This window comes from Geodermatophilus poikilotrophus (assembly GCF_900111455.1).
Lineage (GTDB): Bacteria > Actinomycetota > Actinomycetes > Mycobacteriales > Geodermatophilaceae > Geodermatophilus > Geodermatophilus poikilotrophus.
Genome location: NZ_FOIE01000007.1, coordinates 257,993 through 272,189, shown reverse-complemented (window position 1 = coordinate 272,189; position 14,197 = coordinate 257,993). Strand labels below are relative to the sequence as shown.

General features: G+C 75.6%; 18 protein-coding genes. 8 read left to right on the top strand and 10 right to left on the bottom strand.

Annotated features, from left to right (window positions below):
- The first annotated feature begins 22 nt into the window (after positions 1 to 22).
- The 3 genes from uraD to pucL are packed head-to-tail and all read left to right on the top strand — an operon-like array spanning position 23 to position 1,768.
- Positions 23 to 520 (top strand): 2-oxo-4-hydroxy-4-carboxy-5-ureidoimidazoline decarboxylase, encoded by a 498-nt coding sequence (gene uraD, locus BMW27_RS17175; RefSeq protein WP_091446204.1) that lies wholly within the window; start codon positions 23 to 25, stop codon positions 518 to 520.
- Positions 517 to 834, top strand: a complete 318-nt coding sequence (uraH, locus tag BMW27_RS17170) for a hydroxyisourate hydrolase (RefSeq protein ID WP_091446202.1) — start codon at positions 517 to 519, stop codon at positions 832 to 834. The genes uraD and uraH overlap by 4 nt, the downstream gene beginning before the upstream one ends.
- A 43-nt stretch (positions 835 to 877) precedes the next feature.
- Positions 878 to 1,768: a factor-independent urate hydroxylase gene (pucL, locus tag BMW27_RS17165; protein ID WP_091446395.1), complete on the top strand. Its 891-nt coding sequence runs from the start codon at positions 878 to 880 to the stop codon at positions 1,766 to 1,768.
- Positions 1,769 to 1,777: 9 nt separating this feature from the next.
- Here pucL and BMW27_RS17160 read toward each other — a convergent pair whose 3' ends face one another.
- From BMW27_RS17160 to msrA, 5 genes are all read right to left on the bottom strand, one after another.
- Entirely contained in the window at positions 1,778 to 2,281 is a 504-nt protein-coding gene (locus tag BMW27_RS17160; RefSeq protein ID WP_139206925.1) for a hypothetical protein, read from the bottom strand.
- Between the two features lie 126 nt (positions 2,282 to 2,407).
- Positions 2,408 to 3,994 carry a methyl-accepting chemotaxis protein gene (locus BMW27_RS17155; RefSeq protein WP_091446198.1) on the bottom strand — a complete coding sequence of 529 codons (1,587 nt, stop codon included), beginning with the start codon at positions 3,992 to 3,994 and terminating at the stop codon, positions 2,408 to 2,410.
- 131 nt (positions 3,995 to 4,125) lie between these two features.
- Positions 4,126 to 5,217 carry a class I SAM-dependent methyltransferase gene (locus BMW27_RS17150; protein WP_091446196.1) on the bottom strand — a complete coding sequence of 364 codons (1,092 nt, stop codon included), beginning with the start codon at positions 5,215 to 5,217 and terminating at the stop codon, positions 4,126 to 4,128.
- A 79-nt stretch (positions 5,218 to 5,296) separates the two neighbouring features.
- The gene (locus tag BMW27_RS17145; protein ID WP_091446194.1) at positions 5,297 to 6,424 is read right to left on the bottom strand and encodes a class I SAM-dependent methyltransferase; all 1,128 of its coding nucleotides are present in this window, start codon (positions 6,422 to 6,424) and stop codon (positions 5,297 to 5,299) included.
- 87 nt (positions 6,425 to 6,511) lie between these two features.
- Positions 6,512 to 7,165 (bottom strand): peptide-methionine (S)-S-oxide reductase MsrA, encoded by a 654-nt coding sequence (gene msrA / locus BMW27_RS17140; RefSeq protein WP_091446192.1) that lies wholly within the window; start codon positions 7,163 to 7,165, stop codon positions 6,512 to 6,514.
- A 67-nt stretch (positions 7,166 to 7,232) separates the two neighbouring features.
- Here msrA and BMW27_RS17135 point away from each other — a divergent pair, with 67 nt between their 5' ends.
- From BMW27_RS17135 to BMW27_RS17125, 3 genes are read left to right on the top strand one after another with little or no spacing between them, the layout of a single operon-like run.
- Entirely contained in the window at positions 7,233 to 8,249 is a 1,017-nt protein-coding gene (locus tag BMW27_RS17135) for an NADP-dependent oxidoreductase (RefSeq protein ID WP_091446190.1), read from the top strand.
- 36 nt (positions 8,250 to 8,285) lie between these two features.
- The gene (locus BMW27_RS17130) at positions 8,286 to 8,495 is read left to right on the top strand and encodes a hypothetical protein (protein ID WP_091446187.1); all 210 of its coding nucleotides are present in this window, start codon (positions 8,286 to 8,288) and stop codon (positions 8,493 to 8,495) included.
- Positions 8,492 to 9,184: an alpha/beta hydrolase gene (locus BMW27_RS17125; protein WP_091446185.1), complete on the top strand. Its 693-nt coding sequence runs from the start codon at positions 8,492 to 8,494 to the stop codon at positions 9,182 to 9,184. Before BMW27_RS17130 ends, BMW27_RS17125 begins: the two co-directional genes overlap by 4 nt.
- Before the next feature lie 92 nt (positions 9,185 to 9,276).
- On the opposite strand, the gene BMW27_RS17120 is transcribed toward BMW27_RS17125, so the two are convergent.
- On the bottom strand, positions 9,277 to 9,825 hold the full coding sequence (locus BMW27_RS17120; RefSeq protein WP_091446183.1) for a GNAT family N-acetyltransferase: 549 nt from the start codon (positions 9,823 to 9,825) through the stop codon (positions 9,277 to 9,279).
- Positions 9,826 to 9,848: 23 nt separating this feature from the next.
- Positions 9,849 to 10,361: a VOC family protein gene (locus BMW27_RS17115; protein WP_091446182.1), complete on the bottom strand. Its 513-nt coding sequence runs from the start codon at positions 10,359 to 10,361 to the stop codon at positions 9,849 to 9,851.
- 99 nt (positions 10,362 to 10,460) lie between these two features.
- On the opposite strand from BMW27_RS17115, the gene BMW27_RS17110 reads away from it, so the two are divergent.
- Positions 10,461 to 11,177: a Mut7-C RNAse domain-containing protein gene (locus tag BMW27_RS17110; RefSeq protein ID WP_091446180.1), complete on the top strand. Its 717-nt coding sequence runs from the start codon at positions 10,461 to 10,463 to the stop codon at positions 11,175 to 11,177.
- Positions 11,178 to 11,288: 111 nt separating this feature from the next.
- On the top strand, positions 11,289 to 12,581 hold the full coding sequence (locus BMW27_RS17105) for an Nramp family divalent metal transporter (protein ID WP_091446178.1): 1,293 nt from the start codon (positions 11,289 to 11,291) through the stop codon (positions 12,579 to 12,581).
- Between the two features lie 52 nt (positions 12,582 to 12,633).
- Here BMW27_RS17105 and BMW27_RS23490 read toward each other — a convergent pair whose 3' ends face one another.
- The 3 genes from BMW27_RS23490 to BMW27_RS17095 form a co-directional block, all read right to left on the bottom strand.
- Entirely contained in the window at positions 12,634 to 12,804 is a 171-nt protein-coding gene (locus tag BMW27_RS23490; protein ID WP_012946348.1) for a hypothetical protein, read from the bottom strand.
- A gap of 153 nt (positions 12,805 to 12,957) precedes the next feature.
- The gene (locus BMW27_RS17100; RefSeq protein ID WP_091446177.1) at positions 12,958 to 13,575 is read right to left on the bottom strand and encodes a TenA family protein; all 618 of its coding nucleotides are present in this window, start codon (positions 13,573 to 13,575) and stop codon (positions 12,958 to 12,960) included.
- Positions 13,572 to 14,165, bottom strand: a complete 594-nt coding sequence (locus BMW27_RS17095) for a TenA family protein (RefSeq protein WP_091446174.1) — start codon at positions 14,163 to 14,165, stop codon at positions 13,572 to 13,574. Before BMW27_RS17095 ends, BMW27_RS17100 begins: the two co-directional genes overlap by 4 nt.
- Positions 14,166 to 14,197: the final 32 nt, after the last annotated feature.

Sequence of the window (14,197 nt, the reverse complement as noted above, 5' to 3'; positions counted from 1 at the left end):
GACGGGCTGCCATCCTCGTCGCATGGGTGCCCTCGACGACTTCAACGCCGAGCCCGCCGACCGCGCCGTCCAGGCCCTGCGAGCGTGCAACGCCGCACCCCGGTTCGCCGCCGAGGTGGTGGCCGGCCGGCCCTACCCGGACGTCGACGCGCTCGTCGCCCGCGCCGAGGACGTCGTCCGCGGCCTGCCGTGGGAGGAGGTCGAGCTGGCGATCGCCGTGCACCCCCGGATCGGCGACCGACCCGGGGGGTCCTCGCCCGAGGCGGCGGCCTCCCGCCGGGAGCAGAGCGCGGTGGGCTCGGCGGACGACGCGACGCGCACCGCGCTGGCCGAGGGCAACCGGGAGTACGAGGAGCGCTTCGGCCGGGTCTTCCTCGTCCGCGCGGCGGGCCGCTCACCGGAGGAGCTGCTGGCCGAGCTGCGCCGGAGGCTGGGCAACGACGAGGAGACCGAGCGGGCGGAGGTCACCGGTCAGCTGGCCGAGATCACCGCGCTGCGGGTGCGGGAGCTCGTCTCGTGAGCGTGTCCACGCACGTGCTGGACTCCGTGCTGGGCCGGCCGGCGGCGGGGATGACCGTCCGGCTCCTCGCCGGGGACGAGCTGGTGGCCGAGGGGGTCACCGACACCGACGGCCGGTGCCGGCTGGCCGAGGGGGCGACCGCGCCGTGCGCCCACCGGCTGGTCTTCGCCACCGGTCCGTGGTTCGCCGGGCAGGGGCGGGACACCTTCTACCCCGAGGTGGTGCTCTCCTTCGACGTCCGCGAGCCCGCCGAGCACCACCACGTGCCGCTGCTGCTGGCGCCGTTCGCCTACTCGACCTACCGGGGCAGCTAGCGGCGCCGCCGGGCGCGCTGTTCCACGTGCAACAGTGCCGCGCATGGCGATCCGGCTCGGCCCCAACCAGTACGGCAAGGCGGAGGTCCGCGTGGTGGCGGTCGACCGCAGCAGCCCGCGGCACACCCTGGTCGACCTGGACGTCAGCAGCAGCCTGCGCGGGGACTTCGCCGCCGCGCACACGGCGGGCGACAACGCGCACGTGCTGGCGACCGACACCCAGAAGAACACCGTGTTCGCGTTCGCCCGCGACGGCGTCGGGTCACCCGAGGCGTTCGCCCTGCGACTGGCCCGCCACTTCGCCGGCGCCTACGACTGGATCACCGGCGCCCGGGTCGCGGTCGACTCGTTCGGGTGGGACCGCATCGCCGTCGGCGGGCAGCCGCACGAGCACGCCTTCCGCCGCGACGGCGGCGAGGTGCGGACGGCGGTGGTCACGGTGGACGGGGACGACGCGCACGTGCTCGCCGGGCTGCGCGACCTCGTCGTCCTCAAGACCACCGGCTCGGAGTTCCGGGGCTTCCCGCGCGACCGGTACACCACCCTCGCCGAGACCCGCGAGCGCATCCTGGCCACCGCGGTCACCGCCCGCTGGCGCTGCACGGGCACCGACCTGGACTGGGACGCGACGTACGACGTCGTCCGGACGACGCTGCTGGAGACCTTCGCCGGCACGCACTCCCTGGCGCTGCAGCAGACCCTCTACGCGATGGGCGAGGCGGTGCTGGAGCGCTGCCCCGACGTCGCCGAGGTGCGGCTGTCCCTGCCCAACAGGCACCACGTCCTGCAGGACCTCTCGGCGTTCGGGCTGGACAACCCCGACGTCGTCTACTCCGCCGCGGACCGGCCCTACGGGCTGATCGAGGGCACCGTGCTGCGCGACGACGTCCCACCCGCGGAGGTCGCGTGGCTGGGGACCCCCGGCTTCTGCTGATCGGCGGCGTCAGCGGCCCCAGCTGTCGTCCTGCGGCGCGCCCTCGATGCCGATGCCGCCCAGGAGCACGACCGCGTGCACCCGCAGGTCGGCGCCGCGCTCGTCATCGGTGTGCACCAGCCCGTCGTCCTGGGCGAAGCCGACCCCACCCACGCCCCGGCAGTCCCACCACACCTTCCAGCCGGCCGGCACCGTCAGCCCGACCCCGCCCATGAGCGCCCGCACGGTGAGGTCCACCCCGCCCGGCACGTGCGGGACGGCGGTGAGGTCCAGCCGGGCCCCGGCCATCAGCAGGTCCAGCCGCACCCGCGACAGCCCGGGGTGGACCGGCCGCAACTCCACCCCGCCGAGCGCGACGACCCGCCGGATGCCGGCGGTGCTGTCGTCGCCCTCGTCCTTGCGCCGGGCCACCAGCCGGCCGACGACGGCGAGCACGGCCTGCACCGCCCACCAGCGCAGCAGCCAGGGCAGCACCCTGCGGACGACGGGCGGCAGGGTGCTCGGGGTCCTCATGCGGCCAGCCTGCCCGCCGTCCCGCCCGGTGCCCAGCCCCGGCCTCCCAGCACCACCGGCCGCGCGGGTGCCGAGCCCGAGGTCCCGACCCACGAGACGTCCGGCACCGGGGGCAGAGGGGTCCGCTCAGTAGCGGAAGCGCTGCACCGACGCGCTGAGCGCCGAGGCCATCCGGGCCACCTCGTCCATCGCCGTCCGCGCGTCGGTCATCGCGCGGGTCGTGGCGTTGGCCGCACCGGCGACGGAGCTGATGTTCTCGGCGATCTGCCCGGCGGACTGCGCTGCCTCGGCCACGTTGCGGTTCATCTCGGTCGTGGTGGCGGTCTGCTCCTCCACGGCGGCGGCGATGGTGCCCTGCGAGTCGTTGATGAGCCCGATGATCTGGGCGATCTCCCCGATCGCGCGCACCGCGCCCTCGGTGTCGCCCTGGATGGCCTCGACCCGGGCGGTGATGTCCTGCGTCGCCTTGGCCGTCTCCTGGGCCAGCTCCTTGACCTCGTTGGCGACGACGGCGAAGCCCTTGCCGGCCTCGCCGGCGCGCGCGGCCTCGATGGTGGCGTTGAGCGCGAGCAGGTTGGTCTGCTCGGCGATCGCGGTGATGGTCTTCACCACGCTGGCGATCTCCAGCGAGGACTCCCCCAGCTTCGCGACGGTGGCGTTGGTGGTGCCGGCGACGTCGACCGCCTGGGCGGCCACCCGGGCGACCTCGCTGGCGTTCTGGGCGATCTCGCGGATGGAGACGCCCATCTCCTCCGACCCGGCCGCCACCGTCTGCACGTTGGACGACACCTGGCCCGCCGCGTCGGCGACGATGCCGCTCTGCACCGAGGACTCGTCGGCCAGCCGGGTCATGTCCTGGGCGGTCACGGACAGCTCCTCGGTCGCCGACGCCAGGGTCGACGTCGTGTCGCCGATCGTGGTGAGGACGGCGCGCACGGTGCCCATCGATGCCTCCAGCGCGGCGGCCATCCGGCCCACCTCGTCCCGGCTGGTCACGCCGGTGGCCCCGCGCAGGTCGCCGTCGGCCATGGCGGCCAGCACCGCGCCGACGCGCTGCAGCGGCCGCACGACCGAGCGGGTGACCACCCAGCCGAGCAGGGCCAGCACGACCACCCCCGCGACCGCGACCGCCAGGGCCAGGGAGATGGCGGTGCTGCGCTGACGGTCGGCGTGCGCGACCGCGTCCTCCGCGAACGCCGCCACGGCGTCCCCGAGCACCGGCAGCTGGTCCTCCAGCGCCGAGAACGCCTGACCGAAGGCCGGATAGGCCGCCTGCGCGGCCACCGGGTCCTGCCCGGCGGTCGTGACGATCTGCCGGGCGGCGACGAGGTACGCGTCGACGGTCGGGGTCACCTCCTCGGCCGCCGCGACGATCTCCGGGTCCAGGTCGTCCCCGGCGATCTCGGCGAGGAGGTCGCGGAAGACCTGGTCGTGCTCGGCCAGGTCGGTGACCGCACCGCGGTAGAGGTCGCCCTGCCCGCCGCTGACCAGGGCCTGGAGCACGTCGCCGCGGACGGCGTCGTGCACCATGTCGGCCGAGAGCACGTCCTCGGTCACCTCGGCACTGGCGAGCAGCTCACCCGCGGTGGTCTCGGTGCTCTGCAGCGCCCGGATGGCGATCACGGCGAAGACCGCGAGGATCACCGCGCCGGCGGCGACGAGGGCCGCGAGCTTCACGCCGAGGGGACGGTCGGACCAGAGGTTGCGCGCCATGCCGGCACTCCTGCGGGAGGGGGAGGTGCGCTCGGTGCGCACCGTTGTCCCCTGTTCGGCAGCGGAGTGGAGCCGCTACAGCGCAACGGGACCCGGGTGGAGTCCTTTCTCGTTCCGGTACGGGTCGGGCCTCACGCCGCGGCGCGCAGCCGGTAGAAGCGGAAGAAGTCGTGCTCGACGGGGAGGACGTCGACCCCGGCGAACCCGGCCTCGCCCGCGTAGCTCTCCAGCGTGGCCGGGCGCATCACCGTGCCGGTGCCCGCCGAGGGCCGGGTGGACAGCCCGTCGGGGAGACAGCAGGTGAGGCTGTAGCCGTACATCAGTCGCTCGACCGCGTCGCCGGGAGCGGTGAACCGCTCGGCCACCTTCTCGTCGACGACCAGCACGGTGCCGCCCGGGCGCACCATCCGGCGCATCGCGGCGAGCACGGCCACCGGGTCGGCGAGGTCGTGCACGCACTCGAACGCGGTCACCAGGTCGTACCCGCCGTCCTCCCCCGCGGCCGCGGCGTCCACGGTGGTGAACCGCACCCGGTCGGCGACCCCGGCCTCCTCGGCGTTGCGCCGCGCCTGCTCGACCGAGGGCTCGTCGACGTCGAAGCCGTCGACGCGGGCCTGCGGGTAGGCGCGGGCGATGCCGATGGCCGACCAGCCCATCCCGCAGCCGACGTCGGCGACCCGGCCGCCGGCGCGCAGCGCCGCGTCGATCTCGGGCACGGTGGCGAGGTCCTGACTCGCCATCGGACCGAGGAAGTAGGCACGGTTGGCGGCGGCCTGGGCGTCGCGGGCGTCGCCCATCTCCGCCCAGGAGAGCCCCTGGCCGGTCCGGTAGACCTCCAGCAGCCGGGGGACGTTGCGGGCGAAGACCAGCGCGGCGTGCACGAACGGCGGCATGAAGGCGAGGTCATCGCGGTCGACGAGGACGGGGCGGTGCGCCTCCGGGAGGGCGTAGCGCCGCGCGTCGGGGGCCGCTGCTTCGTCGTCCACGGTGAGGAGGCCGGCCACGGCCTGCTGCTCCAGCCACTCGCGGGCGTACCGCGGTGCGGTGCCGGTGCGCTGCGCCAGCTCGGGGGCGGTGGCGGGCGCCTCGGCCAGGGCCCGGTACCAGCCGAGCTCGCTGCCGAGGTGGACCGCGGCCAGCTCCAGGGTGGCTATCACCCCGTCGAGGAGACGCTCGGCCAGGGCGGTGGTGGCGTCGACGGGCGGTGTCTCGGTCGTCGTCATGCCACCCGACCGTGGCCCGGGCACCTCGCCCCGGCCAGGGTCCTCGGGCCCGGGCGAGCCGGCCCCGTCCAGGGTCCTCCTAGGGGTCCTTCGCGGAGACCGTGACGGTGAAGCGCCGGTCGGACGCGGCGACCTGCGTGGGACCGACCAGCCGGCGCAGCGCGGCACGGTGCGGCAGCCGGTTGTTGTAGACGCACCACAGCTCACCGCCCGGCCGCAGCACGCGCGCCGCCGCGGCGAACAGCCGGTCGGCCGCACCGGTGACCACGGCCGCGCCCAGGTGGAACGGCGGGTTGCAGACGACGAGGTCCACGCTCGCGTCCGGCACGCTCGACCCCGCGTCGTCCCGCACCACCCGCACCCGGTCGGCCACTCCGTTGGCCGCCGCGGTCTGCACGGCCGAGGCCACCGCCGCCGCGGACTGGTCGCCGGCCAGCACGGTCAGCCCCGGCCGGGCGAGGGCGAGCGAGGTGGCCAGCACGCCGGTTCCGCAGCCGAGGTCCAGGGCCGTGCGGGCGTCCGGGGCCATCCGGGGCAGCGCGGCGAGCAGCGCGCGGGTGCCGGCATCCACCCTCGTGCCGGCGAACGCCGCGCCGTGCGCGCAGACGACGAGCCCCAGGTCGCGGTGCTCCTGCCGGCGCGGGAAGGTCGACGCCACACCGGGCCGCGGCCCGCGAGCGACCAGCACCCGCGACTTCTGCCGGGCCAGCGTCGCGTGCACCTCGCCGAACCCGACGGCGAGGACGTCGTTCATCGCGTGGGTCATGTGCTTGACCCGCCCGCCGACCAGCAGCGTGACGTCGGGCGCGGCCGAGGAGGCCACCACCTCGGTGAGCTCGCGCAGCGCGTCGAGCGACTTCGGCGCCTTCGCCAGCACGAGCCGGACGCCGTCCGCCAGCCCGGCGCCCAGCGGCAGCGAGCGGTGCGTGCCGCTCAGCCCGGTGCGCTCGGCGTTGCGGGCCAGGGCCAGCTCGCCGACCAGCAGGTCCTGGTGCACCCGCACGTCGTGGGACCCGGCGGCGACCGCGCCCAGGGTCAGCGCGCCGTAGGAGTCGTCGACGACGGCGACCCCACCGGGCCCGGCCGCGGCGAGCAGCTCGGCCGCCTCGTCGAGCAGCAACCGGTCGGTGGCGTCGACGGCGACCAGGTCCGGCGCCTCGACGTCCGGCTCACGCCGCAGCTGCTCGAGGAGCCCGAGGTCGGCCACGGAGTCCCCCTCTCCGCGAGGTACCGGAACGGCCACCCTTCCCCCCGCGCCGAGCTCGCGAGGCGTGGGGGGAAGGGTGGTCCTTCTTCAGACGCCCGAGAGGCCCACCGGGCAGGAGACGCCGGTCGAGTGGATCGGGCAGTAGCCGTTCGGCACCTTGTACAGGTACTGCTGGTGGTAGTCCTCGGCGTAGTAGAAGTCGCCGAGCGGCGCGATCTCGGTGGTGATCTCGCCGTAGCCGGCCGCGGTCAGCCGCTGCTGGAACGCCTCGCGGCTGGCGCGGGCGGCCGCCTCCTGCTCCGGCGAGGCGTGGTAGATCGCCGAGCGGTACTGGGTGCCGACGTCGTTGCCCTGGCGCATGCCCTGCGTCGGGTCGTGGTCCTCCCAGAAGACCTTGAGCAGCTGCTCGTAGGAGGTCACCGCCGGGTCGAAGACGACCAGCACGACCTCGGTGTGGCCGGTCTGCGCGGAGCAGACCTCCTCGTAGGTCGGGTTGGGCGTGTGGCCCCCGGCGTAGCCGGCCGCGGTCGAGTAGACGCCCGGCTGCTCCCAGAACACCTTCTCCACGCCCCAGAAGCACCCGGCCCCGAAGACGGCGGTCTGCATGCCGTCGGGGAACGGCGGCTGGATGCGGTTGCCGTTGACCGCGTGCAGCTCCGGGACGTTCGACAGGGGCATCGGGCGGCCCGGCAGCGCGTCCTCGACTGCCACCGGCTGGGTCCTGGACCGGGAGAAGAACATGCTCCGAGCGTAGGCCGGGTCCGCAACCGACCCGGCGGACCGACCAGGCCCGATGCAGGATCGGGGCATGGCTGCGACGACGCGCGAGTGGCACCTGGCGGCCCGGCCGCACGGCGAGCCGACCCCCGAGGACTTCCGGCTGGTCGAGGTACCGGTCCCCGAGCCGGCCGAGGGCCAGGTCGTCGTCCGCATGGTCGTGATGTCGGTCGACCCGTACATGCGCGGCCGGATGCGCTCGGGGCCGTCCTACGCGCCGCCGTGGGAGGTCGGCGAGGTGATGAGGGGCGGCGCCGTCGGCCGGGTGGTCGCCTCGCGCGCGCCGGAGCTGCCGGAGGGGTCGCTCGTCCTCACCGACGCCGCCTGGCGCGAGGTCGCCGTCCTGGACGCCGCCGCGGTGACCCGGCTGCCGGCCGCGGAGGACGTCGCGCCGTCCTGGTACCTCGGCGTGCTCGGCATGCCGGGCCTGACCGCGTACGCCGGGCTCTTCCGCGTCGGCGCCTTCCGCGAGGGGGACGACGTGTTCGTCTCCGGGGCCGCCGGCGCGGTGGGCAGCCTGGTCGGCCAGTTCGCGCGGCTGCGCGGTGCCGCCGGCGTGGTCGGGAGCGCCGGGTCGCCGGAGAAGGTCGCCTGGCTGCGGGAGGTGGGCTTCACGGCCGCCTTCAGCTACCGCGACGGGGTCGCGCGCGGGCTCGCCGAGGCCGCTCCCGACGGGATCGACCTCTTCTTCGACAACGTCGGCGGTGAGCACCTGGAGGCCGCCATCGGCGCGTTCCGGGTGCACGGGCGGGCTGCGCTGTGCGGCTCCATCTCGGGTTACAACGCCGTCGAGCCGCCGCCGGGGCCGCGCAACATGGGCCTGATGGTCGGCAAGCGGCTCACCCTGCGCGGCTTCCTGGTCAGCGACCACGCCGACCTGCGCCCGGAGTTCACCGAGACCGTCACCGGCTGGCTGCGCTCGGGCGACCTCGTCGTCCGGGAGACCGTCCACGAGGGCATCGAGCAGGCGGTGCCGGCCTTCCTGGACCTGCTGCGCGGGGGCAACGTCGGCAAGATGGTCGTCCGCCTGGCGCCCGACCCCGACTGAGGTCCCCGCCGACCCCGGCAGGGCAGACTGCCGATCATGTGGCTCTTCCTGACCAGCCGGTTGCGCACCTGGCTGCTGCTCACCGTCGTCGTCCCCCTCGCCACCGGCCTGCTGCGCCGGGCCGCGCAGGTCCTCGAGCGGCGCACCGGGTCCACCCAGGTGAGCCGGGCGCTGTACAAGGCCGGCGACCTCGGCGATCGCGCCCGCGCGACGCTCCGCGGCGGGCGCCGGCGTCGCCGCCGGTGACCACCGGCGGCGGGCGCCCCGGTCTGGACCACGAGCCGGCCGCGGGGCCGACCCGGGCGCTCGCCGTCTTCTGCCACGGCGGCACCGTGGCCAGCGTGCAACCGCCCAAGGAGCGGGCGTTGTCGCTGCTGCGGATGCGTGCCATCGAGCAGTTCGTGCGCGCCTCCGCCGCCGAGCGGGGGGTGGGCACCTACCTGCTGCGCTACCGGGTGGCCGGCTGGAACGGGGTGGCGGCCGACGCGCACGCCGACGTCCGGTGGGCGCTCGACCAGGTGCGGGAACGCCACGGGGACGACGTCCCGGTGGTGCTGGTCGGCCACTCCATGGGCGGCCGCGCGGTGCTGCGCGCCGGTGACGACCGCTCGGTCCGCGCCGTCTGCGCGCTGGCGCCGTGGACGCCGCCGAGCGAGCCGGTGGGCCACCTGCGCGGGCAGACCGTCGCCGTCCTGCACGGCCGTGGCGACCGCTGGGTGCCGGCCGCGCTGTCCGCCGACTTCGCCGTCCGCGCGCAGCGAGCCGGCGCGCACATCGCCCGGTTCACGATCGCCGGCGGGCACAGCATGGTGCGCCGGGCGCCGGTGTGGCACGCGTTCGTGCGGGACGTCGTCCTCGCCGGGTCCGGGCTCGCACCGTGGCGCGCCGACCTGCGCGCGGCCCTGGACAGCCGCGAGCTCGCCGTTCCGCTCTGAACCCCGGCGGCCGGCGCGAGCAGGGAGTCGCACTCCTCGCGCGGAGAGCGCCGGATCCGCGACGCCTTCGACGAGCCCGACGGCTCGGCCGGTCAGCAGCGGCTGCCGAGGTCGGGCGCCGGGTCGTCGGCCAGCCGGCTCCAGAGCAGCTCGTCGTGCCGGACCCCGTCGCCGTAGCGGTACGAGCGGCGCAGCCGCCCCTCCAGGGTGAAGCCGGCCTTCTCCGCCACCCGGCCGGAGGCGACGTTCTCCACGGCGTGGCACAGCTCGACCCGCTCGAGCGGCACGGTCGCGAAGACCCACCGGCAGGCGGCGTCCACGGCCCGGGCGGCGACCGCGCGACCCCGAGCGGCGGGGACGGTCCAGTAGCCGATCTGCGCGTCGCCCTGTGCCGGCCGGATGGAGTGCACGGACACCGAGCCCAGCAGTTCGCCGCCGATCACGTCGGTGACGGCCCACGAGACGCGGCCCTCCTGCCCCATGAGGCGCCGCAGCAGGGCAACGGCCTCCTCCCGGGAGGTCACGCCTCCGGCCCACAGCCGGATCTCCGGGTCCTGCTGGACGACCAGGACCTCGTCGGCGTCGTCCTCCCGCCAGGGCCGCAGGCGCAGCTCGCCGGTGGTCAGCTCGACCGGTTCCACGGGGAGCCATCCTCCCCGGACGATCAAGCAGGGACGGAGACCCCCACGCCGCCGCGGGTGTCGGCGCCGTAGCGGGCGATCTCGCGGTCGAGGTCCAGCGGGGCGGTCATCGGGGCGCCCTCGGTGAGCTCCGGGGTGATCAGCGCGGCCGGGACCAGCCAGGAGACCTCGAACTCCAGGCCGTCGGGGTCCTGCGCGTAGAGGGCCTTGGTGGTCACGTGGTCCGAGGCCCCGACCAGCGCGCCGGCCTGCAGCAGCGCGTCGCGGACGCGGGCCAGCTCGGCGAGCGTGTCGACCTCCCAGGCCAGGTGGTAGAGGCCGACGGTGCGCCGGCCGGCCTCGGAGGCGCCGGCCGCGGCGCCCACCCGGAACAGGCCCAGGTCGTGGTCGTTGGTCGACCCCTCGGCCTGCAGGAACACCGCGGCACCGGGGATCTCGGTCTTGACCCGGAAGCCGAGGACGTCGCGGTAGAAGGCGAGGCTGCACTCCACGTCGCGGACGTAGAGGACGGCGTGGTTGAGGCGCTGGACGGGCACGGCGGGCTCCCTGGGAGGACGAGGACGACGGCGTCCAGTGTGCCCCCATTTGCTTGAGGCTTCAAGCATCTGTCGCCACCCATCGGGTAGGGGACACCGGTGGTCCTCCCGTCCGCTCGGCCCCTCGCCGTCCGGGTGCCACCCGAGCTGGCGTTCCTGCTGCGCCCGCGGGATCGGGCGGCGGGCGAGCGGCGGCTCGGGTACGACCCGGACGCCACGGTCGCCCACGTCGTCCAGGCGGCCGGGGTGCCCCGGACCGAGGTGGGCGGCGTGCGGGTGGACGGCGAGCCCGTGCCGCTGTGGGCACGCACCTACCCCGGCGCCGTGCTGGAGGTCGACCCGGTCCCGCGCCCGCAGCCGGTGCCGCCCGGCGGCTTCCTGCTCGACGTCGGGCTGGGCACGCTGGCCCGCCGGCTGCGGCTGCTGGGCCTCGAGGCCGCCTGGTCCCGCGACGCCGACGACCCCGATCTGGCCGCCCGGGCCGTCGCCGAGGACCGGGTGCTGCTCACCCAGGACCGCGGCCTGCTGATGCGGCGGGGCGTGCCCGGGGCGCTCGTGCGCGGGAGCCGGCCGGACGACCAGCTGGCCGACGTCCTCGACCGGTTCACGCCTCCCCTGGCCCCGCTGACCCGGTGCACCGCCTGCGGGGGCCGGCTCGAGCCGGTGCCGAAGGCCGACGTCGCCGACCGGCTGCCGCCGGGCACCCGCCGGACCTTCGACGACTTCTCCCGCTGCCCGACGTGCGGCCGGGTCTACTGGCGCGGCGCGCACGCCCGCCGGATCGACGAACTCGTGACGGCCGTACGGCGTAGGTGAGGCTCACTTCGGCCCCCGGGGGCCACGGGCTGGCCCCGGTGTGACACCGGCGGGGGGCAGGACAGGAGCGACCGCCCACCCGCTGGGACCACCCGCTCCTGCGAGGCCGCCGTGTACCTCTCCAAGACCGAGGCCGCCGTCCTGCCCACCACGCTGGTCGGCACCCCGAGACGACCACCGCAGGTCAGCGGCCGGCGCCGGATCTGGCCGCTGCTGGGCCCGGCGTTCGTGGCCGCGGTCGCCTACGTGGACCCGGGCAACTTCGCCACCAACTTCTCCGGCGGCGCCGCCTTCGGCTACACGCTGCTGTGGGTGATCGTCGCGGCCAACCTGATGGCGATGCTCATCCAGTCGCTGACCGCCAAGCTGGGCCTGGCCACCGGCCGCGACCTGGCCACGAACTGCCGCGAGCAGCTGCCGAAGCCGGTCACCCGGGGACTGTGGCTGCAGGCCGAGGCGGTCGCGATCGCCACCGACCTGGCCGAGATCGTCGGCGGCGCGGTCGCGCTCAACCTGCTGTTCGGCGTCCCGCTGCCCATCGGCGGGCTGATCACCGCCGTCGTCGCCTTCGTGCTGCTGGCCGCCCAGTCCCGCGGGCACCGGCCCTTCGAGCGGGTCATCACCGGACTGCTGCTGGTCATCGGCCTGGGCTTCGGCTACACGCTGGTCGGTTCGGGTGTCGACATGGGCGGGCTGGCCGGCGGCCTGGTGCCCTCCTTCGCGGGCCCGGACAGCCTGGTGCTGGCCGCCGGCATCCTCGGTGCGACGGTGATGCCGCACGTCATCTACGTGCACTCCGCGCTCACCCCGGGCCGCTACGGCGACGCCGTCACCGCCGGGCGCACGCACGAGGGACGGCGCCGGCTGCTGCGGGCGCAGCGGCTCGACGTCCTGCTGGCCATGGGGCTGGCCGGGCTGGTCAACGCATCGATGCTGATCATCGCCGCGCAGCTGTTCACCGGCGGCCAGGACGCGAGCTCGCTGGAGGGCGTGCACGCCGGGCTCGGCGACCAGCTCGGTGCCGGAGCCTCGCTGGCCTTCGCGCTCGCGCTGCTGGCCTCGGGGTTCGCCTCGTCGTCGGTCGGCACGCACGCCGGCCAGGTGGTCATGGCCGGGTTCCTGCGCCGGCACATCCCCGTGCTGGCCCGCCGGCTGATCACCCTGGCCCCGGCCCTGCTGGTGCTCGTGCTGGGCGGCGACCCGACGACCGCGCTGGTCTGGTCGCAGGTGGTGCTCAGCTTCGGCATCCCGTTCGCACTGGTGCCGCTGCTGTGGCTGACCAGCCGGCGCGACCTCATGGGCGGCTGGGTGAACCGCCGGGTCACCACGGTCGCCGGCGCGGTGGTCGCGGCGCTCATCATCGGCCTCAACGGCCACCTGCTGCTGGGCTTCGTCCTCGGGTGACGGACCCCGCTGCCCCGCGGCCCACCGCAGGGAGGCCGCGAGCCGGCAGACCTCAGGCGGGTTCCGGGACGCCGCCCGGGTCGCCGCCGGGGTCGTCCGGCGTCGCCTCGATCGGCGGGGGCGGGAGCGGCTCCGGCGCGTCGGGGAGCAGCTCGCCCGGATCATCGGGCACCGGCTCGGTCGGATCGATGCTCGGGTCCGGTTCGGGGATCGGCGCGACCATGCGGGCAGTCAACCAGCGCGGCCCGCCGCCGGGTGCCCCGCAACCCACGGCCACCCCGCAGGGGCCCGCCGCGAGCCCGGTGACGTGCTGGAACGGCCTCCCCCCAGGGGCCCGCCGCGAGCCTGCGAGGAGCGGGGGGAGGGAGGTCCTTGTTCAGGCTCCGCGCCAGGCCGCCTCGAAGAAGCCGACCTCCAGCTGCATCGCGCGGCGGTACGCCGTCCGGACGGCGGGGGTGTCCTCGGCGTGCCGGTCGAGCAGCCGCTCCAGCGTGACGGCCAGCTCCTCGAACCCCGGGTCGGCGTAGGTGGTGACCCACTCGGCGTAGTCCCCGGCCGACTCCGGCGACAGCGACCGGCCCAGGTGCGCGTAGAGCCGCACGCAGGGGGTCATCGCCGCAGCGGTCAGCGTGATCCCACCCAGGAACGCCGTCGACATGAGGAAGTCGGTGTAGGCCAGCGTCGCCGGGTGCGGCTCGACCCCCACGAGGTCGATCCCCCACCGCGCGGCGTAGCCGGCGTGCAGCGCGAGCTCCTCCCGGACGCCGGCGAGCAGGTCGGCGAACGTGTCCAGGGTCGCCCGGTCGGGGCTGTGCGCGATCCCGACGGCGTAGGCGCGGGCGAAGGACTCGAGGAAGAACGCGTCCTGGGCGACGTAGCCGGCGAAGACCGCCCGTGGCAGCGTGCCGTCGCCGACGCCCGCGACGAACGGGTGCGCCAGCGCCTCGGCGGCCAGGTCGGCGTTCGCCGTCCAGAGGTCGGTGGAGAGCGTCATGCGGCCACCGCCATGTCCCAGAAGGCCGTCTCCGCCGCGACGACCTCGGTGAACACCGCGTCGGCGTCCGGCGCGGGGACGCCGTCCGCCGCCGTCTCCAGGCCCGCGACGTAGTGCGCGAACCCCGGCAGCGTCCAGTGCTCGACGAACGGGCGGTACTCCGGCGCCCCGGGCGAGGCCCCCGACCAGGCGTCGAGGTAGGTGCGCTCGACGACCCACAGCGCGGTCAGCGCCGTCCCGACGTCGGCGGCGTCGAGCCGCGCCAGCAGCTCCGCGTAGGCGGCGGTGGCCGGCCGCGCCGCGACGGCGAGGTCCAGCCCGCGGACGGCGGCCTGCTCCTCGAACCAGGCCAGCTCGTCGACCAGCGCGACCAGCCCGCCGGCCAGGACCGCCTGCGCCGGCCGGGGCGCGCGGGCCAGCAGCCGGGCCTGGAAGCGCAGCAGGTCGGCGACGAACCGGGCGTCCTGCACCAGCCAGGTGTCGAAGGCCGCGACGGGGATCGTCCCGTCGCGCACCGCGTCCAGGAACGGGTGGCGGGTCGCTCCCCGCCAGAGGTCGGGGTGGCGGGGCAGGAGGTCGGCGACCGGCACGGCGGCGACCGTACGCGGCCGGGTCGCAGGGA